This is a genomic window from Variovorax sp. 679 (genome assembly GCF_003952185.1).
Classification (GTDB): Bacteria; Pseudomonadota; Gammaproteobacteria; order Burkholderiales; family Burkholderiaceae_C; genus Variovorax.
In genome coordinates, this window is sequence record NZ_RXFS01000014.1 from 101695 (window position 1) to 124011 (window position 22317).

Sequence of the window (22317 nt, forward strand, 5' to 3'; positions counted from 1 at the left end):
CCGCCTCCGCGGCGCGCATAAGCCATGGCGCAACGCGCGGCGGAGGTCTATCGTTGCGGCCACCCTAACAAACCAAGCAAGGGAACTCATATGAGCGAAAAACTCTCCTTCGTCAGTCCTACAGCCAACAGCCCGTGGGGCACCTATCTCTCGCAGGTCGATCGCGTCGTGCCGTACCTCGGCCCGCTGGCCCGCTGGGTCGAAACCCTCAAGCGCCCCAAGCGCGCGCTCATCGTCGACGTGCCCATCGAGATGGACGACGGCACCATCGCCCACTTCGAGGGCTATCGCGTGCAGCACAACATGAGCCGCGGCCCGGGCAAGGGCGGCGTGCGCTTCCACCCCGACGTCACGCTCGAAGAAGTGATGGCCCTGTCGGCCTGGATGACCATCAAGACGGCGGCAGTCAACCTGCCGTACGGCGGCGCCAAGGGCGGCATCCGCGTCGACCCGAAGAAACTCTCGCTGCAGGAGCTCGAGAAAGTCACTCGCCGCTACACCAGCGAGATCGGCATCATCATCGGCCCGCACACCGACATTCCCGCGCCCGACGTCAACACCAACGCCCAGATCATGGCGTGGATGATGGACACCTACTCGATGAACGTCGGCGGCACCGCCACCGGCGTCGTCACCGGCAAGCCGCTGCACCTCGGCGGTTCGCTGGGCCGCGTGAAGGCCACCGGCCGCGGCGTGTTCGTCACCGGCCGCGAAGCGGCACGCCGCCTGGGCATGGACCTGCGCGGTGCGCGCATCGCGGTGCAGGGCTTCGGCAACGTGGGCTCCGTCGCGGCAGAACTCTTCGCCGAAGCCGGCGCCAAGATCGTCGCGGTGCAGGACCACACCGGCACCATCGTCAACAGCAACGGCCTCGACCTGGCCAAGCTGGTGCCCATCTCGCGCACCGACGGCGTGATCGGCTTCAAGGCCGGCGGCGACATCGTGCCGAACGAGGACTTCTGGAACACGCCCTGCGACATCCTGATCCCGGCCGCCCTCGAAGGCCAGCTCACCGCCGAGCGCGCGCAGAAGACCACCGCAAAGCTGGTGCTCGAAGGCGCCAACGGCCCCACCGTTCCGCAGGCCGACGACATCCTCGCCGAGCGCGGCGTGCTGGTGGTGCCCGACGTGATCTGCAACGCCGGCGGCGTGACCGTGAGCTACTTCGAATGGGTGCAGGACTTCTCGTCCTTCTTCTGGGACGAGGACGAGATCAACGTGCGCCTCGATCGCATCATGATGAACGCGCTCAACCACATCTGGGACACGGCGGACAAGCACAAGATCACGCTTCGCACGGCGACGTACGCGGTGGCCTGCGAGCGCATCCTGATGGCTCGCCAGGAACGCGGCCTGTATCCCTGATTGATCTTTTTTTGACGTCCGGGGAGGCTACGCTCGGGGGATGACCACCAACCCCGCGCAAAAGCTCCCCTCTCTTCCTCCTCTCCCCACCGAAAGCGCCGCCCGCCTGCAGGCCCTCATGGCCAGCGGGCAGCGCAGGCTGCTGGGGCTGGTCGGCGCGCCCGGCGCGGGCAAGTCGACGCTTGCGGCGGCGCTGCTGCAGGCGGTGGGGGCCGATCGCGCGCAGGTCGTGCCCATGGACGGATTCCATCTCGCCAACGTCGAGTTGCAGCGGCTCGGCCGCGCTGATTGGAAGGGCGCGCCCGACACCTTCGACAGCGCCGGCTACGTCGCCCTGCTGCAGCGCCTGCGCGAGCAGCGGCCCGATGGCGACATCGTCTATGCCCCCGAATTCCGCCGCGAGATCGAGGAGCCGATCGCCGGTGCGATCGCGGTGCTGTCTTCGACGCAGCTCGTCATCACCGAGGGCAACTACCTGCTGCACGACGTCGGCCCGTGGGCGGGCGCTGCGGCGATGCTCGACGAGGTCTGGTACGTGGACATCGACGACGCGGTGCGCGAGGAGCGCCTTGTGCGCCGCCACCAGCAGTTCGGCCGCAGCGCGGAGGAAGCGCGCGCCTGGGTCGAGAGCACCGATGCGCCGAACGCGCGGCTGATTGCGGCGACGCGGGTGCGTGCGCATCACATGCTGCCCTGGTCCTGATCCCTGCGCAAAATTTCGCACGGCTGAGGGGAACGCAGCCGCATGGCGCGCGCTCGAAGCCCTGCCGGCAAGGCGCCGGTTAGCATTCGCCGCTCCATGCCGTCCATGCATACCTCCTTTCTTCCTGTCGTCCACGCCCGGGTCGTCGTCATCGGCCTGCTTTCCGCCCTCGTGCTTGCCGGTTGCGGCAGTACCTCCCGCCGGGTGAACTACGAGCCCGAAGCCTTCGGCTCGACCACCACCCACACCCGCGACTACGAGGCCACCGAGGCCCAGACCTGCGAGGCCGCGCGCCGCGCGCTGCTGAGCCAGGGCTACATGATCACGGCCGCCAACGCCGACCTCGTGACCGGGCGCAAGAGCTTCCAGCCTGCGTCCGAAGTGCATGTGGAGGTCGAGTTCCGGGTGGTCTGTGCGCGGGAGAGCACCCGGAGCGGCAAGGCGAGCCGGAACACCGTGGCCTTCGCAACCGCACTGCAGGACCGCTACGGCCTGAAGAAAGTGAACAACTCGGCGAGTCTCGGCGTGGGCGCGATCGGCTCGCTCTCGCTGCCGTTCTCGGGCAGCGACGATGCGATGGTGAAGGTGGCGAGCGAGACGCTGACCGACGAGCGCTTCTACGACCGGTTCTTCTCGCTGCTCGACCGTTATCTCGAAGGGCCTGAAGGCGAAGAGGAGGCCGGGGCGCCCGCCGAAACGCCGGCCGCATCGCCACCACCTGCTGCTTCCTCGTCCCAGCCGGCACCAGTGCCCGCGCCTGCAGTCACCTACCCGGTGACTTCGTCGCCGAACCGGGGCTGAGCGGCGCCAGGCGCCGAAAATACCAAGACACGTCTTACAATCTGGGCATGGCTTCCACCATCCCGGATCCGGCGCAGTGCGCCTCGCGTCTTCGCACTTCCGTGTCGCTGCTGACGCGCCAGTTGCGCAGCGGCAGCGCCACTCCCGAAGGGCCGAGCGTGGCCAAGCTCAGCGTGCTGGGGCAGCTTCACCAGCATGGGCCGTGCACGCCCACGACGCTGGCGGGGCTCGAGCGCGTCAAGCTCCAGTCGCTGACCCGGCTGCTGGCCGAACTGGAGGCCGAAGGCTGGATCGGCCGCGCGCCGCATCCGGCCGACGGTCGCCAGTGGCTGCTGTCTCTCACCGCCGAGGGCACGCGCCGGTTGAAGGCAATCATGCGCACGCGCGAAGCGGCGCTTGCCGAGGCGATCGGCGCCACGCTCGATGCCGACCAGCGCGCCCTGCTGTTGCAGGCCTGCGGACTGATCGACGGCATCGCGGCCACGCTCGGCGGCGGAGCGAGGGAGCCAGGGCCGTGAACGGCTCGAGCGCGCTGCAGCGCCTCACCGGCCCCTGGCGGCATGGCCGCTGGCGTTCCGGTGCGCAGCTCGCGGTGGCCGTGGCCATCGCGTGGGGCGTGGCGACGGCCTTGCGCCTGCCCGAAAGCTTCTGGGCCGTGATGAGCGTGCTGATCGTCATGCGCCCGAGCGCCGGGTCCACGCTCGATGCCGGATGGGACCGCGTGCGCGGCACGGCCGCCGGCGCGCTCTTCGGGCTTGCCGGCGTCTATCTGCAGCACCACGGCGCACCGGTGCTCGCGACCACGCTGGGCGTTGTCATGCTGCTGTCGTTTGCCGGCGCATCCGTGCCGGGCCTTCGCAGCGCGCCGGTGGCTGCGCTGATCATTCTGTCGGCAGGCGGCATTCCGGGCCATTCGGCGCTGCAGGTGGCGATGCTGCGCATGGTGCAGATCGGCATCGGCGTGGGAGTGGCGCTGGCGGTCTCGACGGTGATGTCCGAATACCACGCGGGCGCCCGCTTCGACGAGGGCTGCGCCGCGCTGCTGCGTGGCCTCGGCAGGCGCATGGGCGCCTCGCGACGGCCTCCTGTGGATGCAGCGGAGGCAGAGCGCATCCAGGCAGGCACGCGCGCGGCGCTGGGCCGACTGACCGCTCTGGCCGGCAGCGCCGACCTGGAGGCGCGGTGGTGGCGCCGTGGCCTGGCACGCGGCACTTCGTATCGCGACAAGGCACGGCTGGCGGCGCGCATCTTCCAGGACGCCGCGATGCTCGACCGCGTGCTGCGGCAGGCGCAAGGCGCCCGGACCGATGCAGGCTGGCACGAAGCCGCGCAGGCAGCCGGCACGGCCGTCAGCGGCATGGCCGACGCGCTCGAGGGCAAGGGCCCGCCGCCGGATCTGGCCGAGCTCGGCCGCCGTGCACAGGACTCCCGCGATACCGCCGCGAACGCGCCGCTCGCCGCGCCGCTGGGCCTGCTCCTCGACGACCTGCGCCGCCTGCAATGCGCCCTCGATCCGCGTCCGCCGAAGCAGTCCGACAGTCTGCGAGGGGCATCGACGCCCTAGAATCTTCCGAAAATTCATTCGTTTCGGAGAGGGACGGGCATGGAAGACAAGTCGCAGGACGCGCGTTACGCGCCGCCGCAATCCCATGTGGAAGACGTGCTGCAGCCGGGAGGGGCTCAGTCCGGTGAGCTCGCATCGCGTGGCACGCGCTTCTTCGCCGCGATGCTCGACGCCGGCATCTCCATCGCCGTGATCTGGCTCCTCGCGAAGCTCACGCCCATCAACCTCTGGGAAGACGACGGCCTCGGCATGTGGGAGCCGCGCATCTCCAGCGCGGCGGCCGGCATGGTGCTCTATCTCGTGCTGCACGGCTACCTGCTGGCCACCCGCGGCCAGACCATCGGCAAGGCGCTGTTCAGGATCCGCATCGCCCGGCCCGACGGATCGCGTGCGCAGATCGGCCGCATCCTCGCCCTGCGCGACGGCCCGATGTTCTTCTCCAGCATCTGGCCGCTGCTGGGGCCGATCTACGTGCTGATCGACTGCCTCTTCATCTTCCGCGCGTCGCGCCGCTGTCTGCACGACCAGATTGCCGACACCGTCGTGTTGCAGGCCTGAGCCGGGCGCGACGCCAGTGAGCCTCGACACGCTCTACACCGCCGAGACCCCGGAAGGCATCGCGCTGTCGCTGCGCCCGGCCGGGCTGGTCGCGCGCGGTCTGGCGTACCTCATCGACTTCGCGATCCGGCTCGGCATCTTCGTCGCCATCTCCTTCGCCGTCGGCATGATGGGCAAGATGGGCGTCGGCATCCTGCTCATCGCCTACTTCTGCCTCGAGTGGTTCTACCCCGTGGTTTTCGAGCTCACGCGCGCGGCGGCCACGCCCGGCAAGCGCGTGATGGGCCTGCGCGTGGTGATGGACTCGGGCCTGCCGGTGACGCCCGCCGCCGCGCTCACGCGCAACCTGCTGCGCGCGGCCGACTTCGTGCCGTCCTTCTACGGCGCGGGCATCGTGTCGATGCTGTGGCGGCACGACAGCAAGCGGCTGGGCGATCTCGCCGCCGGCACGCTGGTGGTGTTCAGCGACCAGGTGAGCCTGCACGGCAGCCTGCCCGTGGCCGAGCCGCAGGCGCCCGCGCGGCCGCTATCGGCGCGCGAGCAGATGGCCATTGTGTCGTGGGCCGGCCGCGCCACCCGCCTCACACCCGAGCGCTTCGACGAGCTCGCCCGTGTCGCCGAGCCGGTGCTGGGCCCCGACACCACCGGCGCCTCCGCGTCGCAGCGCCTGCTCGGCGTGGCGCAATGGGTGCTGGGCCGTCGCAACGGTGCCGGCGCCGCCGATGCACGTGGGGGAGCAGGGCGATGACGCCGCTCGATTTCGAAGCCGCCTACGCGCCCCTGTGGGCCGAGCTCGAGGCCGTCATCCGCGTGGCCGAGACCAGGCGCAAGTTCGACGGCGCGCGGCTTGCCACGCTGTACCGCCGTGTGTGCGAGCACCTCGCGCTGGCGCAGGCGCGGGCCTATCCGATCCATCTCACGCAGCGGCTCGAAAGCCTCACGCAAAGCGCGCACCGGCTGATCTACCGCCGGCACGACTACGGCCTCGCGCGCTTCGCGCGGCTGGCGCTGGTCGACTTTCCCGAGGCGGTGCGGGCGCATCGCGCCTACCTGCTGGTGTCGGCGCTGATGTTCGTGCTGCCGCTGCTGGTGGCGGGCTGGGCGGCCTGGCGCGACCCGGGCTTCATCCTGCACCTGCTCGACGCCAACTCGGTGCAGGAGTTCGACTCGATGTACAGCGACAGTGCCGAGTCGCTGGGCCGCACGCGCAGCGCGGGCGACGACTGGCAGATGTTCGGCTTCTACATCATGAACAACATCGGCATCGGCTTTCGCTGCTTCGCTGCCGGCATCTTCGCCGGCGTGGGCAGCGCGGTTGTGGTGGTGTTCAACGGCGTGCAGATCGGGGCCGTGGGCGGCTATCTCATCGGCTCGGGGCATGCCCGGAACTTCCTCTCCTTCGTCGTCACGCACTCGGCCTTCGAGCTCACGGCCATCGTGCTGGCCGGCGCGGCGGGCCTCAGGCTCGGCTACTCGTGGGTGGCGCCGGGGCGGCACACGCGGCTCGAAGCCCTGCGGCTGGCCGCGCGCCATGCGGTGGTGATCGTCTACGGCGTCATCGGGCTGCTGCTGCTCGCCGCGGCGGTCGAGGCCTTCTGGTCCTCGGCGCGCTGGATCGCGCCGGCCGTGAAGTACGGCGTTGGCGGTGCCTGCTGGGTGCTGGTGCTGGCGTACCTCGGCTGGCAGGGACGGCCGCGCTCCACTGATTCGCAGGCCGGGGAAGATCATGCAGGTTGACGGCCTCGCCATCGCGTTGCGGCCGCGGCCCATGGCCGAGGCCGCCGACCTTGGCGCGCAGCTGGTGCGCAGCCACGCGCGCTCGGTGTGGCGCACATTCCTGCCGGTGTACGTCGTGACGGTGCTGCTGGCACTCAGCACGGTCGAGATCGCGGGCTGGCTGCCCAGCCTGCTGATCTTCTGGCTCAAGCCCTGGCTCGATCGCAGCCTGCTCTTCGTGCATTCGCGCGCGGTGTTCGGGCAGGAGACACGCTGGTCCGACCTGTGGGCCAACCGCCGTACCGTGTGGGGTGGACAGCTGCTGCGTACGCTGCTGTGGCGGCGCTTTTCGCCTTGGCGCTCGTTCACCCAGGCCATCGACCAGCTCGAAGGCCAGCGCGGAAGTGCAAGACGCAAGCGGCGCACGCAACTGTTGCGCGGACGTCGCGGTGCGGCCACGGGCATGCAGCTGGTGTTCGCGAACGTCGAGATGGCGCTCGATATCTGCCTGTTGTCGTTGCTGTTCTGGTTCGCACCCGAAGGCAGCACCCGCGATCTTTTCGGCTGGCTCACGCAGTCGGACGCACTGCTGCAGAGCCTGCTGACCGCCGGCGCATACGCACTTGTCGTCGGCGTGCTGGAGCCGTTCTACGTGGCGGCCGGCTTCGCGATGTACCTCAACCGCCGGGTCGAGCTCGAAGCCTGGGACATCGAGCAGGAGTTCCGTCGTGGGTTCAGGTAGCACCCCCAGGCTTCGCGCACTTCGTGTCGCTTCGCCTTCCCCCTTGCAGGGGGCGATACCGGTGGCCCGGCAAAGCCGGTTCCACGGTATCCCTGGAAGGGGGCTGGTGGTCGCACTGCTTGTGTTCTTGTGCTTGGGAGGGATGGCGCCATCGGCGGCCCTGGCTGCGGAAGGGGCCGCATCGACGCGGGAGCAGGTGAAGGCCGCGATCGACAAGGTTCGGGCCGATCCGAACATGCCCGGCACCAAAACCGAGAAGCAACTGCGCTTCAAGGACCGCGACGAAGAGGCAGAGGAGCCCGAGAAGAAGACCGACAGCCTCGACTGGCTGCGCGACTTCGTGAGGGCGGTGGCCGAGGGCGCGCGCTGGCTGATCTGGGGGCTGGCCGCGTTGGCACTGGCGTGGCTTGCGATCCGGCTGCACCGCTGGATGCGGGTGCGTGCCGGTGGCGCGCGGCCCGGCAAGGCGCCGCTGCCCAGCCATGTCGGAAGCCTCGACATCCGGCCAGAGAGCCTGCCCGAGGACATCGGCAATGCCGCCGCCGGGCTCTGGCAGCGCGGGCAGCCGCGACCGGCGCTGTCGCTGCTGTATCGCGGGGCGCTGTCGCGCCTGGTGCACGCGCATGAAGTGCCGGTGCGCGCCGCGAGTACCGAGGGCGAGTGCGTGGCCCTCGCCGCGACCCGGCTGGCGCCGGAAGCGCAGGCTTTCTTCGTGCGGCTGGTCGAGGCCTGGCAGCTGGCTGCGTATGGCGGACGGCTGCCCGCCACGGCGCAGGTGCTGGCGCTCTGCGGCGAATTCGACCGGTACCTGCCAGGTGTGGCTGCCGATGCGGCGCCGGCCGGCAGCCTGAAGGGCGCGGCCGCATGAACAACACGTGGGTGATTCGCATCGTCTCGGTGCTCGTGGTGGCGCTGGTCGGCTTGTGGCTGGTCTCGGCCACCGAATGGGCCGACACCGAGGTGCCGACGCCCGCGAGCGGCGAGGCGAAGAAGAACCGGTTCTACGGCGCGCAGGCGATGCTGCGCGAGCTCGGCATGAAGGTGGTCAAGCGCGAGAGCCTCGACACCATGCCGCCCGCGCAGGCGCGGCTGGTGCTGGCCTCCAGCTACTGGGACATGTTCCCCGAGCGGGGAAAGCGCCTGCGCGAATGGGTCGAGCAGGGCGGTCATCTCGTGATACCGGCCTATCTCGTCAGCGGCGAGCAACTGGAAGACTGGCTTCCGCTGGTTCGCGAAAAGCAGCCCGCGTCGGACGAGAAGAAGAAAACCCCTCCCGAGCCGAAGAAGAAAGCGCCCGCCTCGCGCCGCTTCGACCCGCCCCCCAAGGACGCGGATTGCCACGCCGTGACCGAGCCCGACACCGTGCCCGCGAGCTTCGCCGGTGGCCGCAGCTTCCGTGTCTGCGCCTGGTGGTCGTCGTCGCGGTACAAGCCCGCCGACAAGCAGCCTCCGCCGCTGTGGACCGCGGTTGGCGCGCGCGGCACCACCGAGGCGATCCGCGTGCGTGTCGGCCGCGGCACCGTCACCGTCATGCCCTGGGGCCTGTGGCACAACGAGAACCTGGTGCGAGCCGACAACGCGCTGTTCGCCGCCGCCGCCGTGCAGGCGCGCAGCGGCGCCGAAGTCTGGTTCGTCGTCGAGGAGACGCGCGAGCCCTTCATGCTCTGGCTCTGGCAAAGGGGCTGGGTGGCGATGGTCGTCGGCATGCTGGCGCTGGCCTTCGCGCTCTGGCGCGCGGCCGTGCGCTTCGGGCCGCTGGCGCCTTCGGCCGGCACGCACCGGCGCTCCATGGCCGAGCAGGTGCGCGGCACCGCCGGCTTCCTGCACATGCACGGCGCCGATGCGCTGCACGCGGCGCAACTGCGCGCGCTGAACGAGTCGGCCCGCCGCCAGCTGCGTGGCTACGCCCATCGCGATGCCGCGGCGCGCGCAGCCGCCATCGCGCAGGCCACCGGGCTGGAAGCGGCCATGCTCGTGCGGGCGATGGACGGGGCGCGCCCCCGCCATGCCGGTGCCATGGCGGTCGACCTGGAGGTGCTCGAAACCGCGCGCCGGCGGCTCGATGCCAACGGGCCGTTCATGCCCCGGTCCTCCGCCTCATCTTCTTCTTCCGCTCAATCCACATCCTGAACCGAGAGACTCACATGCAAGCCATCCAACCCGAAGAACTGACGCGTGCGGCCCAGTGGCTGCAGACGCTGCGCGCCGAGGTCGGCCAGGCCGTGGTCGGCCAGCTGGAGGCTGTCGACCAGACGCTGGTGGCGCTGGTCGCCTCGGGCCACGTGCTGATCGAAGGCGTGCCGGGGCTCGGCAAGACCCTGCTCGCGCGCGCGCTGGCGCAGGCCATGACGCTGCGCTACGCCCGCGTGCAGTTCACGCCCGACCTGATGCCCTCCGACATCACCGGCCACGCGGTGCTCGACATCGCCTCGCGCGGCGACGGCAGCCTCGGCACCCTGCGCGTGCACCAGGGGCCGGTGTTCACCAATCTCCTGCTGGCCGACGAAATCAACCGCGCGCCGGCCAAGACCCAGAGCGCGCTGCTCGAAGTCATGCAGGAGTACCAGGTCACGCTCGAAGGCACGGCCATGCCGCTGCCACGCCCCTTCATGGTGATGGCCACGCAGAACCCGATCGACACCGAGGGCACCTACCCGCTGCCGGAGGCGCAGCTCGACCGCTTCCTGCTGAAGATCGACATCGGCTTTCCGAGCCACACCGAAGAGAACGCCATCGTGCAGCTCACCACGCGGCAGCGCGCCGGCAACCAGTTTCCGCTCGAGGCCGTGCGCCCCTGCCTGGACGAGGCGCAGGTGCTCGAGCTGCAGCGGCTGGCCTGCCTGGTGCAGGCTGACGAGCGCGTGATCGACTACGCGGTGCGCATCGCGCGCGCCACGCGCGACTGGCCGGGGCTCTCGTCCGGCGCCGGGCCGCGCGGCACCATGGCCCTGGTGCGCGCCGCCCGCGCCGCCGCGCTGATGGCGGGACGCGACTTCATCACGCCCGACGACGTGGCGCGCCAGGCGCTGCCGGCACTGCGGCACCGCGTGATGATTTCGCCTGACGCGCAGCTCGAAGGCTTGAGCGTCGATGCGCTGCTTCGCGCCGCCCGAGACAGCGTCGAGGCACCAAGGCTCTAGGCCCGCGGATGCGCGCTGCTGTCCCGATCCCCGCGCGTGCGGCCGTGCTGGCGCTGGCCGGCCTGGCCGTGGCTGCGTCCGTCGCGCTACTGGCGGGCGTGCCGCTGGCGTACGTCGCAGCCGTGGCGGGCGTGCTGCTCGCGGCGGGCGTCCTGCTCGCCGGCTTCGACCTGTGGAGCAGCCTGCGCGCGTGGCGCTCGGCGCCGCTGCGCATCGAGCGCAACCTGCCCGGCGCGTTCTCGCTCGGCGTGCCCACGGTGCTCACGCTCACACTGGTCAATGAAGGCTCCCAGGCCTGGCAGGTGTCGGTGTTCGACGAGCTCGACGCGCACTTCGCCTTCGAGGGGCTGCCGCAGGCGCACGCCGTGCCGGCACTCTCGCGCGTCGCGCTGCGCTACACCGCCACCGCCACGCAGCGCGGCGTCGCACAGTTCGGCGCCACGCAACTGCGCTGGCGCACCCGTCTCGGCTGCTTCGAGTTGCGCCAGACACTGGGCGAGCCGCGCCGGCTGCGCGTGTACCCCAACTTCGCCGCGCTGGCGCGCTACGCCTGGCTCTCGGGCGACCGGCGGCTGGCGCAGATCGGCATCAAGACCTATGCGCAGCGCGGGCTCGGCACCGACTTCCGGCAGCTCGCCGACTACAAGACCGGCGACTCGCTGCGCCACATCGACTGGAAGGCCACGCAGCGCCAGCGCCGGCCCATCGTGCGCGAGTTCCAGGACGACCGCGACCAGTGCGTGCTGTTCCTGCTCGACTGCGGCCGCCGCATGCGCGCCGACGAGGGCGCGCTGGCGCTGAAGGCCAACAGCCACTTCGACGAGGCGCTCAACGCGCTGATGCTGCTGAGCTACGTCGCGCTGAAAGAGGGCGACGAAGTCGGCGCGATGACCTTCGGCTGCCCGCCCGAGGAGCGGCGCGACTTCGCCCCGCGCAAGGGCACCGCCACGCTCAACGCGCTGATGAACCGGCTGCACGACATCCAGCCCGGCGCCACCCATTCCGACTACCTGCTGGCCGCGCAGGAACTGCTGCGCGTGCAGAGAAGGCGCGCGCTGGTCATCGTGCTGACCAACTTCCGGGACGAGGACGCGGCCGAGCTGCGCCCCGCGATCAAGCTGCTGCGCCGCAAGCACCTCGTGCTGGTCGCGAGCCTGCGCGAGCGCGTGCTCGGCAGCATCGCCGGCCAGCCGCTGGTGCATGCGCGCGACGCGGTCGACGTGGCGGCGGCGCACCTCTTCGAGCAGTCGCGCCGCGATGCCTTCGCGCGCGTGGTCGGCAACGATCCGCTCTCGGTCGACGTGGAGCCGGCCGACCTCGCGGTGGCGTTGGTGAATCGCTATCACGCAGTCAAAAGGGCTGGCCTTTTGTAGGCACTGCTGGCCACAATGTTCATTCCACAACAGAGGAGAAGTGCATGGCAGAGATGATGAATCCTTATGCTGCGCCCAGAGCCGAGGTGTCCGATGTGTATGGCGACGAGGCGGGCGAGCAGCCCGTGAAGCTGTTTTCGTCCAAGGGGCGGATCGGGCGGCTTCGCTACCTGTCGTACAGCCTTGTGGGTTATCTGCTGCTCAGCATCGTGGTCGGTGTGATCGGCGTGGTCATTGCGATTTCTGCGAGCGCCATGCGTTCGAGCGGCATGTTGGCGTTGTTGCCGATGCTGGTCGTCATTCCCTATTTCGTGTTCTTCACGCTGCTCTCGATCCAGCGCAGCCACGACATGGGATGGACTGGTTGGACCGTGCTGCTGTGCCTCATTCCGCTGGTGAGCCTGGTCTGGGTGTTCAATCCCGGGACAAAGGGTGCCAATCGCTTCGGCGCGCCGCCACCGCCCAATAACGCGGGCGTCGTCATCGGCGCGTTGCTGTTCCCGGTGATTGCAGCGATCGGCATTCTTGCTGCGATCGCGATTCCGGCCTATCAGCAGTACACGGTCAAGGCCAAGGCCGCGCAGGCGGCACAGGCCGTCAAGCCCTAGCGCACCAGCGTCGACTTGCCGAACAGGCTCTCGATGAGCTCGACGGCCACCTCGGCCGTCTGGTTGCGCACGTCGAGCGCCGGGTTGAGCTCCACCACGTCCAGCGAACAGAGCCGCCCGGTGTCCGCGATCATTTCCATGCACAGCTGCATTTCGCGGTAGGTCGGCCCGCCGCGCACGCCGGTGCCCACGCCGGGCGCGTCGGCCGGGTCGAGGCAGTCGAGGTCGAAGCTCACATGCAGGTGCGTGTCTTCATCGACGTCCTGCAGCGCCTCGGTCATGGTCGTGCGCATGCCGTGCTCGTCGATGTGGCGCATGTCGAACACGTTCAGGCCCAGCGTGCGGATGGCTTCCTTCTCGTCGCCGTCCACGCTGCGGATGCCGATGAAGCGGATCGCGTCGTGCTGCAGCGCCGCGCGCTCGCCGCTCCAGCCCGTGAGCACCGCCGGCCCGTGGCCCAGCAGGCACGACACCGGCATGCCGTGCAGGTTGCCGCTGGGGCTCGTGGTCTCGGTGTTGACGTCGGAGTGCGCATCGAGCCACAGCACGCGCAGCTTCTTGCCGCGCTTGCGTGCATGCCATGCCACCGCGCTGATCGAGCCGATCGCCAGGCAGTGGTCGCCGCCCATCATCAGCGGCACGCGGCCGGCGCCCAGCGCGGAATCGACGGCCGCGTACACCGAGCGGTTCCAGGCGATCACCTCGTCGAGATGCCGCAGCCCGTTGGCCGGCGGCGCCCAGGGCGTGGCCGGGCCGGCGAGGTTGCCGCGATCGATGACCATGTAGCCCTGTCGCGCGAGCGCCTCGGGCAGGCCTGCCACGCGCAGCGCGTCGGGCCCCATGCCGGCGCCGCGCACGCTGGCGCCGATGTCGGTGGGCGCGCCGATCAGTTCGAGTGTGGTGCTTGTGCTGCTGGTGCTCATGCCTTGGCTCTCATGTCTTGCGGACAGGGGGCTCCCCCGTTTCCGGGGCGCCGGATGGCCGATTGTGCCGACGAACCGCCGGCATGCCCATGATCTGCCGCACGCCCGACGCGGTGAACGGCTGCACCAGCTGCGCGAGAAAGCGCGACGCCACCCGGCCGTCGATGCCGATGTCCGCCGGCGGCCGGCGCGGCGGGTTGTACCAGGTGCCGAAGAGCCGGTCCCACAGCACCAGGTTCTCGCCGTAGTTGCGGTTGCCCTCGGCCAGCACCTTCGAGTGATGCCAGCGGTGCAGCGCGGGCGTGCTGAAGACGCGGTCGAGCCAGCCGGTGCGCATCTCGATGTTGCAGTGGGTCAGCAGCCCGGTCACGGCCGTCACCGCGCCCACCCACATGAACACCGCCAGCGGCGCGCCGAGCAGGTACAGCGGCAGCTGGCCGAGCAGCGCCTTGAACGCGCTGTCGACGAAGTGGAAGCGCCCGGTGTTCAGCACCCAGAGCCGGCGCACGCTGTGGTGCAGCGCATGGAAGCGCCACAGCAGCGGCCACTGGTGGGCCGAGCGGTGCGCGATGTAGAGGCCGAGTTCGGCGACCAGCAGCGCGAGCACCGCCTGCGCCGGCAGCGGCCAGTGCGCCGGCCATGGGCCGGAGGCGGCATGCACCGCGGCAACGGCCGTCGCCGCGGCGAGGGGTGCGCTGGCGACCAGCGCGGCAGCGACCTGTGCAGAGCCCTTGGTCAGCAGCGTGTGCGCGAGGTTGCACGGCGTCTCGCCATCGTCCCGGAGCCAGCGCGGCTCGTGCGGCATCCAGCGTTCGCAGGCGGCGATCACGAGCGCCAGGGACAGGTACATCGCGTTGAACCACAGGAGCGGCGCGTGGCTCGCAAAGGCCGCGCCCGCCCCGAGCAATCCCGCGCAATAGAGCATGGGCCACATCAGCCACGGCAGCATCCCGCGCAACCACCTGCGCGCTTCATGCACCGGCGACCTCATCGCGACGCCTCGCCGTCGGCCACCACGCCGAAGGCCCTCGCGGGCCGCAAGCGCATCCGGAACAGCGCGCCGCCCCCGGGGCCGTCGTGCACCGACACCTCGCCGCCATGCAGCCGCACGATTTCCTGCACCAGGCTCAGGCCCAGCCCGGCGCCCGGCCCGCTGGCATGCATGCGGTAGAAGGGCTTGAAGATGTGCAGGCGCTGGGCGGGCGGAATGCCGGGGCCGTCGTCGATCACGTCGACGTCGCCCGTGGCATCCACCCGCACCACCACGCTGCCCCGCCCGCCCGCGTGGTCGATCGCGTTGCGGACCAGGTTGGTCAGGGCGCGTGCCAGCGCGTCGCGGTCGCCGTCGATCTCCACGCGGCCGGCCTGCGGCTCGAACGAAATGTCGTAGCCCGAGGCCAGCGCGAGCGGTGCCATCTCGGCGACCACCTCGCGTGCCATGTCCACCAGGTCCACCTGCTGCCGGCGCTCGTCGCGGCCCTTCATGCGCTGCAGGTCGAGCAGCTGCCCCGCCAGCACCGAGAGGCGTGCCGCGTCGGCCAGCAGGCGCGTCTTCTCCGTACCGTCGGGCAGGTTCTCCAGGCGGGTGTTCAGGATGGCGAGGGGCGTGCGAAGCTCGTGCGCGGCATCGGCCAGGAAGCGCTCGTGGCGCGCGTGGCCGTCGTCCAGCCGCTGCAGCGCGTCGTTGAATGCGGCCACCAGCGTCGCCACCTCGCCCGGCACATCCGAGAGCGGCAGGCGCACACCGCGCTGCTCCGCATCGATCTGCCCGGCGCGCGCCGCCGCGGCGTCCAGGCCCGCGAGCGTGCGGCGCACCACGAAGTGCGTGGCCAGCAGCGTGGCGGCGATGGTGATCGCCATGATCGGCAGCACCACCTTCAGCAACAGCAGCAGCATCGACAGGCCGAGGTTGCGCCAGGTGATGGGGCTGTCGGCGCCGGCGAGGATCTGCACCTCCCCGGCCGGCGAGTCCACCCAGCGCATGCGCGCGGCCTGCCTGGGCGCATCGCCGATGTTCCAGCCCAGCCGGGCCTGCCGCACCTGGTCGAGGGTGTCGCCGATGCGGGCGAACTCGGGCGGGATGCGGCCTTCCACCAGCTGCCGGCCGCGTCTGTCGCGCACCGAGAACCAGAGCCGAGGCTCGGCCCGGCGCAGCGTGACCAGGCGCTCGGTCGGCCGCATGACGAGGCTGCCATCGGCCTCGCGCGCCACCGCCTCCTGCAGGATCTCGATCGTGTTCTCCTGCGAGCTGAAGTCGATCAGCTGCCCCGACGCGGCCAGCACGCCGATCACCGCAAGCTGGATCGCCACCTGCAGCAGCACCAGTTGCCGGATCAGCCGGCGCTTGAGCGAAGGCTGCGCGGGCGGCGTGCTCACGGCTGCGACCTCAGCAGGTAGCCGACGCCTCGGATGCTGGAGATCTCGACGCCCGCGCCCATGTCGGCGAGCTTCTTGCGCAGGCGCGAGACATGCGTGTCGAGTGCGTTCGACTGGATCTCCGCGTCCAGCCCGAACACCGCGCGTTCCAGCGAGCCTCGCAGCACCGTGCGGCCGGCGCGCCGCATCAGGGCTTCGAGCGCAAGAAGCTCGCGGCGCGGCAGCTCCATGCGTTGCGCATCCACGCTGGCTTCGCAGTGCGCGAAGTCGAATGCCAGCTTCGCGATCTGCAGCACGTCGGGCTGCGCGGCCGCCGGTCGGCGCAGCAGCGCGCGAATGCGGGCCAGCAGCTCTTCCACCGCGAAAGGCTTGCCGAGGTAGTCGTCGGCACCGGCGTCGAGGCCGGCCACGCGGTCGTCCAGCGCGTCGCGCGCCGTGAGCATGAGCACCGGCACCTGGTTGCCGACGGCGCGCAGGTCCGACACCAGCGAGAGGCCGTCGCCGTCGGGCAACCGGCGGTCGAGCACCAGCGCGTCGTAGGGCGTGGCCTGCACGTGGCGGCCGCCGTCGGCCACCGTGGCCGCGTGATCGACCAGGATGCCGCGCTTGTGCAGGGCGGTGCGCAGCACCGACGCCATCTCGGGTTCGTCTTCCACCAGCAGGATGCGCACTGTCTTGCTCCTTCGTCCATGTGAATGCGGAGCCGGACTCTAGGCAGGGTGCATTGCATGAGTATTGCGGCCAGCCCGGGCGCATGAAGCAGGGACGCAATGTTCCCTCCATGCTGGCGCCGGAAGATGCGCCGCGGGCCCACCCGGGGCCCGTGCACCGGAGTACACATGCGCATCCTGCAGACCACCCTCGTCCTCGAAATGATCGTCCTGGCGGCGTCGTGCTTCCTCATGTCCGCGGCTGCGGCGGAGGTGCTGGCCGGCTTCGAGCAGCCGTACGACCCCTGCCGCGACGGCCGCTACAGCTACGGCCGTGCCATGAGTTGCGACGAGCTGCTGCGCAAGCTCGACCGCGAGGAGGAAGAACGGGAACGCCGCCTGCGCTTCGGCGACCCCGACCGCTGGGGCACGGACCCGTGCAAGGACGGGCGCTACAGCAGCGGCCGCCCCATGACCTGCGCCGAGTTGCGCGAGCGGCTGGAGCGGCGGGAACGCAGGCGCGACTACGGTCCCTACTACCGCCCCTACGGCGCCCTGGACGAAGTCGAAGTGGTGAGCGGCCTCACGTGATTGCTAGCCGATGTGCTTCCACAGGTACGCATAGCCCAGCGCGTCCATGAAGGCGGACTCCTTGTTGTCCGTGGCCGCGCTGTGGCCGCCCTCCATGTTCTCGTAGAAGCTGCTGTCGTGGCCCAGCGCCTTCATCTTCGCGTGCATCTTGCGCGCATGCACCGGGCCCACGCGGTCGTCGCGCGTGGAGGTGGTGAAGAGCGCGGGCGGATAGGCCAGGCCCGGCTTCGCGTTCTCGTAGGGCGAGAAGGCGCGGATGAATTCCCACTCGTCGGGCTGCTCCGGGTCGCCGTACTCCGCTATCCACGAGGCGCCGGCCGACAGCTGCGTGTAGCGGCGCATGTCGAGCAGCGCCACCTCGCTCACGATGGCGCCGTAGAGCTGCGGGTAGAGCGTGAGCATGTTGCCCATCAGCAGTCCGCCGTTGCTGCCGCCCATGGCGCCCAGGTGCGCGGGCGAGGTGATGTTGCGCGCGATCAGGTCTTCGGACACTGCCGCGAAATCCTCGCAGGTGCGCAGCCGGTTCTCCTGCAGCGCGGCCTGGTGCCAGCGCGGGCCGTATTCGCCACCGCCGCGGATGTTGGCGACGACGTACACGCCGCCCTTGTCCAGCCAGGCGCGACCGATGCTGCCGCTGTAGCTCGGCTGCAGTGGGATCTCGAAGCCGCCGTAGGCGTACTGGAGCGTGGGGTTCGTGCCGTCGGCCTTCAGGTCCTTGGGTGCGATCTCGAAGTAGGGCACGCGCGTGCCGTCCTTCGAGGTGGCGAAATGCTGGCTCACGCGATGGCGCGAGGCATCGAAGAAGGCGGGGCTGTCCTTCAGCACCTGGGGCTCGCCCTGCCCGACGGTGCCGATGTAGAGCGTGGTCGGCTGCAGGAAGCCGCTCACCGTGAGGAAGTAGTCGTCGTTCTCGTCCTCGTCGATGCCGCCCGCCGCGATGGTCGACAGCGCGGGCGCTCCGCCCAGGCTCTCGCGCTTCCACGGGCCCGTGCCATCGGCGGGCGGCGTGAGCACCTCGAGGCGGTTCACCACGTCGTGCATCACATTGAGGATCAGGTGGTTGCGCGTCCAGGAGTGGTCGTCGAGCGCGGTGGTTTCGTCGGGCTCGAAGAGCACCGTCAGCTCGCGCCTGCCGGCCATGTAGTCGTCGAACTTCGCGGCCAGCAGCGAGCCTGATGCGTAGGTGCGGCCGCCCACCGTCCAGTCCTCGCGCGGCTCGATCAGCATCCACTCGCGCGTGATGTCTGTGTTGGAGTCGTCGGGCACGTCGATCTTCACCAGCCGCCCGTCGGCGCCGCGCAGCCAGGTCTCGCTCTCGTAGAAGTCGATCTGCCGCGTGACGAAGTCGCGCTCGAAGCCGGGCGTGTTGTCGCGGTAGGCGCTGACGGACATGTCCTCGTGCAGGCCCTCGTACACGGTTGCCGCGCTGGCCAGCGGCGTGCCGCGCCGCCACTCCTTCACGATGCGCGGGTAGCTGGAGCTGGTCATCGAGCCGGGGCCGAAGTCGGTGGCCACGTAGAGGTGGTCGATGTCCTTCCAGCCCACGTGGTTCTTGGCCTCGGGCAGCGAGAAGCCGCCTTGCACGAACTGCTTCGTCTCGAGGTCGAACTCGCGCACCACGTCTGCGTCGGCGCCGCCGCGCGACAGCGAGATCAGGCAGCGCCTGTACTCGGGCTCCAGGCAGTCGGCGCCGTGCCAGACCCAGTTCTCGCCGTCGGCCGCCGCCAGCGCGTCGAGGTCGAGCACGGTCTCCCATGCGGGGCGGGGCTTGCGGTACTCGTCGAGCGTGGTGCGGCGCCACAGGCCCTTCGGATGCTCCTTGTCGCGCCAGAAGTTGTAGAAGAAGCGCGGGCCGATCTTGCGGACCATCGGGATGCGCTCGTCGGAGTCGAGCACCTCGAGGATGCCCTGCTGGAGCGCCTCGAACGCGGGCGACTGCGCATAGGCCTGCACCGTGATCGCGTTCTGCGCGCGCGCCCAGTCGAGCTGCCGTTCGCCGTCGATGTCCTCGAGCCAGAGGTTGTCGTCCTGGGGTTGCTGCGGGGGGAGGCTGGATGTCATGGCCGCAGTGTACGGAGCCCGCGTGAAAGACCGCGCGGGGCACGGTCGTTGCCCCGGCCGGGCGCCTTGCACTTTCTCGCTACTCCGGGCAAACCCCTGTCGCGCGAGTGCCTTCCCCCGGTGGAAACACTGAAGAACCAGAGGCCCACGAACGCGGCGTGCACGGTATCCTGCCGAACGGCGCATGCCCCACCAAGGAGAGACAACACATGAAACACCTGAGCGGTCTTGATGCCACCTTCCTGCACCTGGAAACGCCGGAAATGCCCATGCACGTGGGCTCGCTGAACGTGCTCGACCTTCCCAAGGGCTACAAGGGCGACTTCTACGAAGATGCCAAGAGCTTCATGGCCAGCCGCATCCACCTGGCCGACGTGTTCACGCGCAAGCTCGCGCTGATGCCCTTCGACATGACCAATCCGGTGTGGGTCGAGGACGACGACATCGACCTCGACTACCACGTGCGCCACATCTCGCTGCCCAAGCCCGGAACCAACCGGCAGTTGCAACAGTACGTGGCACGGCTGCATTCGTCGCTGATCGACCGCAGCCGCCCGATGTGGGAGTTCTACATCATCGACGGCCTCAAGAGCGGGCAGGTGGCGCTCTACACCAAGGTGCACCACGCGGGCATCGACGGGCAGGCGGGCGTGGAAGTGGGCAAGGCCATCTTCGACCTCGAGGCCACCGGCCGCGTGGTGAAGCCGCCGCGCAGCCGCCCGCGCGGCAACGGCTACCAGCTGGGCATGGCCGAGCTTGCGACCGCGGCGCTGCGCAACACCGCGCAGCAGTACGTGAAGCTCTTCAAGATGGCGCCGGCCATCGCGCGCGCCATCGGCGGCCTCGCCAAGCCCGACGAGAAGGCGGCCGAGAAGGACACTGCCGCCGCGCCGAAGAAGTTCAACCTCTTCGCGCCGCGCACCTCGCTCAACGTGTCGATCACCAACCAGCGCACCTTCGCGGGCCGCACCATCTCGCTGGCCGAGACCAAGTACATCGCCAAGCACTTCGGCGTGTCGCTCAATGACGTGGTCATGGCCACCGTGTCCGGCGCGCTGCGCCATTACCTGGCCGACAACAACGAGCTCCCGGCCAAGCCGCTGGTGGCCGGCGTGCCGGTGAGCCTGCGCGAGGCGGGCGACCAGACGGCCAACAACCAGGCCAGCATGATCCTGGTGAGCCTGGCTACGGACATCACCGACCCGGTGCAGCGGCTGAAGGCGATCAACGCCTCGTCGACCTCATCGAAGTCGACCATGAACCGCTTCAAGGCCGTGATCCTCGACGACTTCCCGACCTTCGCCGCGCCCTGGCTGGTGTCGGGCATCGCGTCGATGGTGGGGCGCTCGGGCATCGTCAACCTGCTGCCGCCGGCGGCCAACGTGGCAATTTCCAACGTGGCGGGCGCACCCTTCCCGATGTACTTCGCGGGCGCGCTGGTCACCTGCTACTACCCGGTGTCGATCGCCAGCCACGGCACGGCGCTCAACGTGACGGTGCAGAGCTACAACGGCCGCATGGACTACGGCCTGATCGCCTGCCGCCGCGCCGTGCCCGACATCACAGAGATCGGCGACTACCTGCTGGCCGAGCACAAGCTGCTGATGGAGCTGACGCAGAAGCACCCGGCGGCAGCCGGCGCGGCACCGGCGCCGGTGCCGGCCAAGACGATCGTGGAGCAATCGGACGAGGCAGCACCCGAACCCGTTGCCGCCGCGAAGAAGAAGCCCGCCGCGCGCAAGAAGGCCCCGGTCAAGGTGGTGGCCAGGAAGGCACCCGCCAAGGCCGCAGCCAAGACGGCGGCGGCGAAGGCACCCCTCAAGACGGCCGCCAGGAAAGCCGCGCCCAAGCCGCCGGCCCGCAAGGCAGCCCCGGCCAAGCGTCCGGGCGGTCCAAGGGCCGCTGCGGCATGATCGGCGGAAGAAAATTGGGGCAGTTGGACTAGTTTTCCGACCGTTCTAGTTTTCCCGGCCTAGGCCCTGCGGAAGAAGATAGGCCCATCGCGAGAGACACACCCTGTTTGTTCCCTTCGCGAGCCCATCAACTTCAAGGAAACCACACCATGTCCACGCAAACCTCCATCGCTTCCGCAGCCGTTCACGTCGTCGGCCAGTACAACGACGCGGGCAAGACCCTGGTCGGTGCCTACCGCGCCGGCGTGCACCGCCTGCTGGGCGGCGCCGCTTCGCGCTACAGCGACTTCCTCGGCAGCCGCCAGATCCCGCTGGTGAGCGAGCAGGTCAAGGCCAACCTGATCGGCGCGCAGGAGAAGATCAACGGCTTCCTGGCCAACCGCGTGGATATCGACACCGGCCGCATCGTGTCCGTGATGGACCGCGTCGCCGCAGGCACCACCAGCGGCATCGAAGCCGTTGCCGGCCGCGTGGCCCGCGTCGAATCGCCGGTCGCCACCTCGGTGATCAACGCCATCGGCGCGCTGAACCAGCCGCTGGCCACCGTCTCGGTGCAGATCGCCGACCGCATCGTCGCCGGCACGAAGCAGATCGAAGCCCGCGTGAGCGGCGCCGAAGAAGCCGCCAAGCCGGTTCGCACGGTGAAGGCCAAGGCCGCCGCCGCGAAGAAGCCGGTTCGCCGCGCTGCCGCCCGCAAGGCGGCCTGACCCCCGGGGCGCCTTCTGGCGCCCTTTTTTCTTTTTCCGGTATCTGGAGCACTGCATGGCGACCCGTCCTGACGAAACTGCAAAGTTGAAGAAGAGGGCGGCGCCTGCGAAGAAGAAGCCGGCTGCCAGGAAGGCGCCCGCGGCGGCAAAGAAGCCCGCGGAGCCCGGCAAGGCCGAGGTCCTGCTGCGCGCCGGCCTGAAGGCGCTCGACAACGTGCGCAACGACGTCGCCAAGCGCCAGGCCAACGTGATCGAAGGCCTGCTCGGCATCGGGCACGGCAAGGTTCCCAGCCTCGGCCTCGACAGCTTCGGCATCCGCAAGTTCGAGGACGTGTTCGACCAGCGTGTCGCCACCGCGCTGCAGCGCCTGGGCATCCCCGGCGCCGACGAAGTGCAGGCCCTGCGCGACGAGGTCGCGCAGCTGCGCGAACGCGTGGCGCAACTCGAAGGCTCCACCGGCACCGCCACTCCCCGTGGCCGTGGCGTCAAACGCTGAGCGACAACAGGCAACAGCGCAGCAGCGGCA

The 22317-nt window shown here is 69.8% G+C and carries 23 protein-coding genes; 18 read left to right on the forward strand and 5 right to left on the reverse strand.

What is annotated here, in order from left to right; translation table 11 throughout:
- Nucleotides 1-90: 90 nt before the first annotated feature.
- The 14 genes from EJO71_RS29660 to EJO71_RS29725 all read left to right on the forward strand — a co-directional run bounded on the left by EJO71_RS29660 (nucleotide 91) and on the right by EJO71_RS29725 (nucleotide 12570).
- A complete protein-coding gene (locus tag EJO71_RS29660) occupies nucleotides 91-1365 on the forward strand; it encodes a Glu/Leu/Phe/Val dehydrogenase (protein ID WP_125952200.1) in 1275 nt (424 codons plus the stop codon).
- 40 nt (nucleotides 1366-1405) lie between these two features.
- The gene (locus EJO71_RS29665) at nucleotides 1406-2068 is read left to right on the forward strand and encodes a nucleoside/nucleotide kinase family protein (RefSeq protein WP_125952199.1); all 663 of its coding nucleotides are present in this window, start codon (nucleotides 1406-1408) and stop codon (nucleotides 2066-2068) included.
- 96 nt (nucleotides 2069-2164) lie between these two features.
- A complete protein-coding gene (locus EJO71_RS29670; protein ID WP_125952198.1) occupies nucleotides 2165-2869 on the forward strand; it encodes a DUF2242 domain-containing protein in 705 nt (234 codons plus the stop codon).
- A 47-nt stretch (nucleotides 2870-2916) separates the two neighbouring features.
- Entirely contained in the window at nucleotides 2917-3387 is a 471-nt protein-coding gene (locus EJO71_RS29675; RefSeq protein ID WP_125952197.1) for a MarR family transcriptional regulator, read from the forward strand.
- On the forward strand, nucleotides 3384-4433 hold the full coding sequence (locus tag EJO71_RS29680; protein ID WP_125952196.1) for an FUSC family protein: 1050 nt from the start codon (nucleotides 3384-3386) through the stop codon (nucleotides 4431-4433). The genes EJO71_RS29675 and EJO71_RS29680 overlap by 4 nt, the downstream gene beginning before the upstream one ends.
- Before the next feature lie 39 nt (nucleotides 4434-4472).
- Nucleotides 4473-4991: an RDD family protein gene (locus EJO71_RS29685; protein WP_125952195.1), complete on the forward strand. Its 519-nt coding sequence runs from the start codon at nucleotides 4473-4475 to the stop codon at nucleotides 4989-4991.
- 16 nt (nucleotides 4992-5007) lie between these two features.
- A complete protein-coding gene (locus EJO71_RS29690) occupies nucleotides 5008-5739 on the forward strand; it encodes an RDD family protein (RefSeq protein WP_125952194.1) in 732 nt (243 codons plus the stop codon).
- Nucleotides 5736-6728 (forward strand): stage II sporulation protein M, encoded by a 993-nt coding sequence (locus tag EJO71_RS29695; RefSeq protein ID WP_125952193.1) that lies wholly within the window; start codon nucleotides 5736-5738, stop codon nucleotides 6726-6728. The genes EJO71_RS29690 and EJO71_RS29695 overlap by 4 nt, the downstream gene beginning before the upstream one ends.
- Entirely contained in the window at nucleotides 6718-7449 is a 732-nt protein-coding gene (locus EJO71_RS29700; protein WP_125952192.1) for a hypothetical protein, read from the forward strand. Before EJO71_RS29695 ends, EJO71_RS29700 begins: the two co-directional genes overlap by 11 nt.
- Nucleotides 7450-7684: 235 nt before the next feature.
- Nucleotides 7685-8317, forward strand: a complete 633-nt coding sequence (locus EJO71_RS29705) for a DUF4129 domain-containing protein (protein WP_240651555.1) — start codon at nucleotides 7685-7687, stop codon at nucleotides 8315-8317.
- Nucleotides 8314-9579 carry a DUF4350 domain-containing protein gene (locus tag EJO71_RS29710; RefSeq protein WP_125952190.1) on the forward strand — a complete coding sequence of 422 codons (1266 nt, stop codon included), beginning with the start codon at nucleotides 8314-8316 and terminating at the stop codon, nucleotides 9577-9579. The genes EJO71_RS29705 and EJO71_RS29710 overlap by 4 nt, the downstream gene beginning before the upstream one ends.
- 14 nt (nucleotides 9580-9593) lie before the next feature.
- The gene (locus tag EJO71_RS29715; protein ID WP_125952189.1) at nucleotides 9594-10589 is read left to right on the forward strand and encodes a MoxR family ATPase; all 996 of its coding nucleotides are present in this window, start codon (nucleotides 9594-9596) and stop codon (nucleotides 10587-10589) included.
- An 8-nt stretch (nucleotides 10590-10597) separates the two neighbouring features.
- The gene (locus EJO71_RS29720; RefSeq protein ID WP_125952188.1) at nucleotides 10598-11962 is read left to right on the forward strand and encodes a DUF58 domain-containing protein; all 1365 of its coding nucleotides are present in this window, start codon (nucleotides 10598-10600) and stop codon (nucleotides 11960-11962) included.
- A 44-nt stretch (nucleotides 11963-12006) separates the two neighbouring features.
- Entirely contained in the window at nucleotides 12007-12570 is a 564-nt protein-coding gene (locus EJO71_RS29725) for a DUF805 domain-containing protein (RefSeq protein ID WP_125952187.1), read from the forward strand.
- Here the strand turns inward: EJO71_RS29725 and rocF are convergent.
- From rocF to EJO71_RS29745, 4 genes are read right to left on the reverse strand one after another with little or no spacing between them, the layout of a single operon-like run.
- The gene (gene rocF, locus EJO71_RS29730; protein ID WP_125952186.1) at nucleotides 12567-13493 is read right to left on the reverse strand and encodes an arginase; all 927 of its coding nucleotides are present in this window, start codon (nucleotides 13491-13493) and stop codon (nucleotides 12567-12569) included. The genes EJO71_RS29725 and rocF overlap by 4 nt on opposite strands.
- Before the next feature lie 10 nt (nucleotides 13494-13503).
- Complete coding sequence (locus EJO71_RS29735; protein ID WP_125952185.1) at nucleotides 13504-14442, reverse strand: sterol desaturase family protein; 939 nt, start codon at nucleotides 14440-14442, stop codon at nucleotides 13504-13506.
- Between the two features lie 38 nt (nucleotides 14443-14480).
- Nucleotides 14481-15869 (reverse strand): HAMP domain-containing sensor histidine kinase, encoded by a 1389-nt coding sequence (locus tag EJO71_RS29740; protein ID WP_125952184.1) that lies wholly within the window; start codon nucleotides 15867-15869, stop codon nucleotides 14481-14483.
- Nucleotides 15866-16540, reverse strand: a complete 675-nt coding sequence (locus tag EJO71_RS29745; protein ID WP_125952183.1) for a response regulator transcription factor — start codon at nucleotides 16538-16540, stop codon at nucleotides 15866-15868. Before EJO71_RS29745 ends, EJO71_RS29740 begins: the two co-directional genes overlap by 4 nt.
- A gap of 168 nt (nucleotides 16541-16708) precedes the next feature.
- Between EJO71_RS29745 and EJO71_RS29750 the strand changes: the two genes are divergently transcribed.
- Nucleotides 16709-17110, forward strand: coding sequence for a hypothetical protein (locus tag EJO71_RS29750; protein ID WP_125952182.1), 402 nt, complete (start codon nucleotides 16709-16711; stop codon nucleotides 17108-17110).
- A gap of 3 nt (nucleotides 17111-17113) precedes the next feature.
- Here EJO71_RS29750 and EJO71_RS29755 read toward each other — a convergent pair whose 3' ends face one another.
- Nucleotides 17114-19171, reverse strand: coding sequence for a prolyl oligopeptidase family serine peptidase (locus EJO71_RS29755; protein ID WP_125952181.1), 2058 nt, complete (start codon nucleotides 19169-19171; stop codon nucleotides 17114-17116).
- 209 nt (nucleotides 19172-19380) lie between these two features.
- Here EJO71_RS29755 and EJO71_RS29760 point away from each other — a divergent pair, with 209 nt between their 5' ends.
- From EJO71_RS29760 to EJO71_RS29770, 3 genes are all read left to right on the forward strand, one after another.
- A complete protein-coding gene (locus tag EJO71_RS29760; RefSeq protein WP_125952180.1) occupies nucleotides 19381-21084 on the forward strand; it encodes a wax ester/triacylglycerol synthase family O-acyltransferase in 1704 nt (567 codons plus the stop codon).
- A gap of 149 nt (nucleotides 21085-21233) precedes the next feature.
- The gene (locus EJO71_RS29765; protein ID WP_125952179.1) at nucleotides 21234-21791 is read left to right on the forward strand and encodes a hypothetical protein; all 558 of its coding nucleotides are present in this window, start codon (nucleotides 21234-21236) and stop codon (nucleotides 21789-21791) included.
- A 55-nt stretch (nucleotides 21792-21846) separates the two neighbouring features.
- On the forward strand, nucleotides 21847-22287 hold the full coding sequence (locus tag EJO71_RS29770) for a phasin family protein (RefSeq protein ID WP_125952178.1): 441 nt from the start codon (nucleotides 21847-21849) through the stop codon (nucleotides 22285-22287).
- Nucleotides 22288-22317: the final 30 nt, after the last annotated feature.

Coding starts and splice junctions, on each gene's coding strand:
- EJO71_RS29765 (WP_125952179.1), top strand. CDS start 21,234: ATGTCCACGCAAACCTCCATCGCTTCCGCAGCCGTTCACGTCGTCGGC.
- EJO71_RS29675 (WP_125952197.1), top strand. CDS start 2,917: ATGGCTTCCACCATCCCGGATCCGGCGCAGTGCGCCTCGCGTCTTCGC.
- EJO71_RS29760 (WP_125952180.1), top strand. CDS start 19,381: ATGAAACACCTGAGCGGTCTTGATGCCACCTTCCTGCACCTGGAAACG.
- EJO71_RS29665 (WP_125952199.1), top strand. CDS start 1,406: ATGACCACCAACCCCGCGCAAAAGCTCCCCTCTCTTCCTCCTCTCCCC.
- EJO71_RS29720 (WP_125952188.1), top strand. CDS start 10,598: ATGCGCGCTGCTGTCCCGATCCCCGCGCGTGCGGCCGTGCTGGCGCTG.
- rocF (WP_125952186.1), bottom strand. CDS start 13,493: ATGAGCACCAGCAGCACAAGCACCACACTCGAACTGATCGGCGCGCCC.
- EJO71_RS29725 (WP_125952187.1), top strand. CDS start 12,007: ATGGCAGAGATGATGAATCCTTATGCTGCGCCCAGAGCCGAGGTGTCC.
- EJO71_RS29670 (WP_125952198.1), top strand. CDS start 2,165: ATGCCGTCCATGCATACCTCCTTTCTTCCTGTCGTCCACGCCCGGGTC.
- EJO71_RS29695 (WP_125952193.1), top strand. CDS start 5,736: ATGACGCCGCTCGATTTCGAAGCCGCCTACGCGCCCCTGTGGGCCGAG.
- EJO71_RS29735 (WP_125952185.1), bottom strand. CDS start 14,442: ATGCTGCCGTGGCTGATGTGGCCCATGCTCTATTGCGCGGGATTGCTC.
- EJO71_RS29715 (WP_125952189.1), top strand. CDS start 9,594: ATGCAAGCCATCCAACCCGAAGAACTGACGCGTGCGGCCCAGTGGCTG.
- EJO71_RS29770 (WP_125952178.1), top strand. CDS start 21,847: ATGGCGACCCGTCCTGACGAAACTGCAAAGTTGAAGAAGAGGGCGGCG.
- EJO71_RS29755 (WP_125952181.1), bottom strand. CDS start 19,171: ATGACATCCAGCCTCCCCCCGCAGCAACCCCAGGACGACAACCTCTGG.
- EJO71_RS29710 (WP_125952190.1), top strand. CDS start 8,314: ATGAACAACACGTGGGTGATTCGCATCGTCTCGGTGCTCGTGGTGGCG.
- EJO71_RS29705 (WP_240651555.1), top strand. CDS start 7,685: ATGCCCGGCACCAAAACCGAGAAGCAACTGCGCTTCAAGGACCGCGAC.
- EJO71_RS29660 (WP_125952200.1), top strand. CDS start 91: ATGAGCGAAAAACTCTCCTTCGTCAGTCCTACAGCCAACAGCCCGTGG.
- EJO71_RS29685 (WP_125952195.1), top strand. CDS start 4,473: ATGGAAGACAAGTCGCAGGACGCGCGTTACGCGCCGCCGCAATCCCAT.
- EJO71_RS29700 (WP_125952192.1), top strand. CDS start 6,718: ATGCAGGTTGACGGCCTCGCCATCGCGTTGCGGCCGCGGCCCATGGCC.
- EJO71_RS29750 (WP_125952182.1), top strand. CDS start 16,709: ATGCGCATCCTGCAGACCACCCTCGTCCTCGAAATGATCGTCCTGGCG.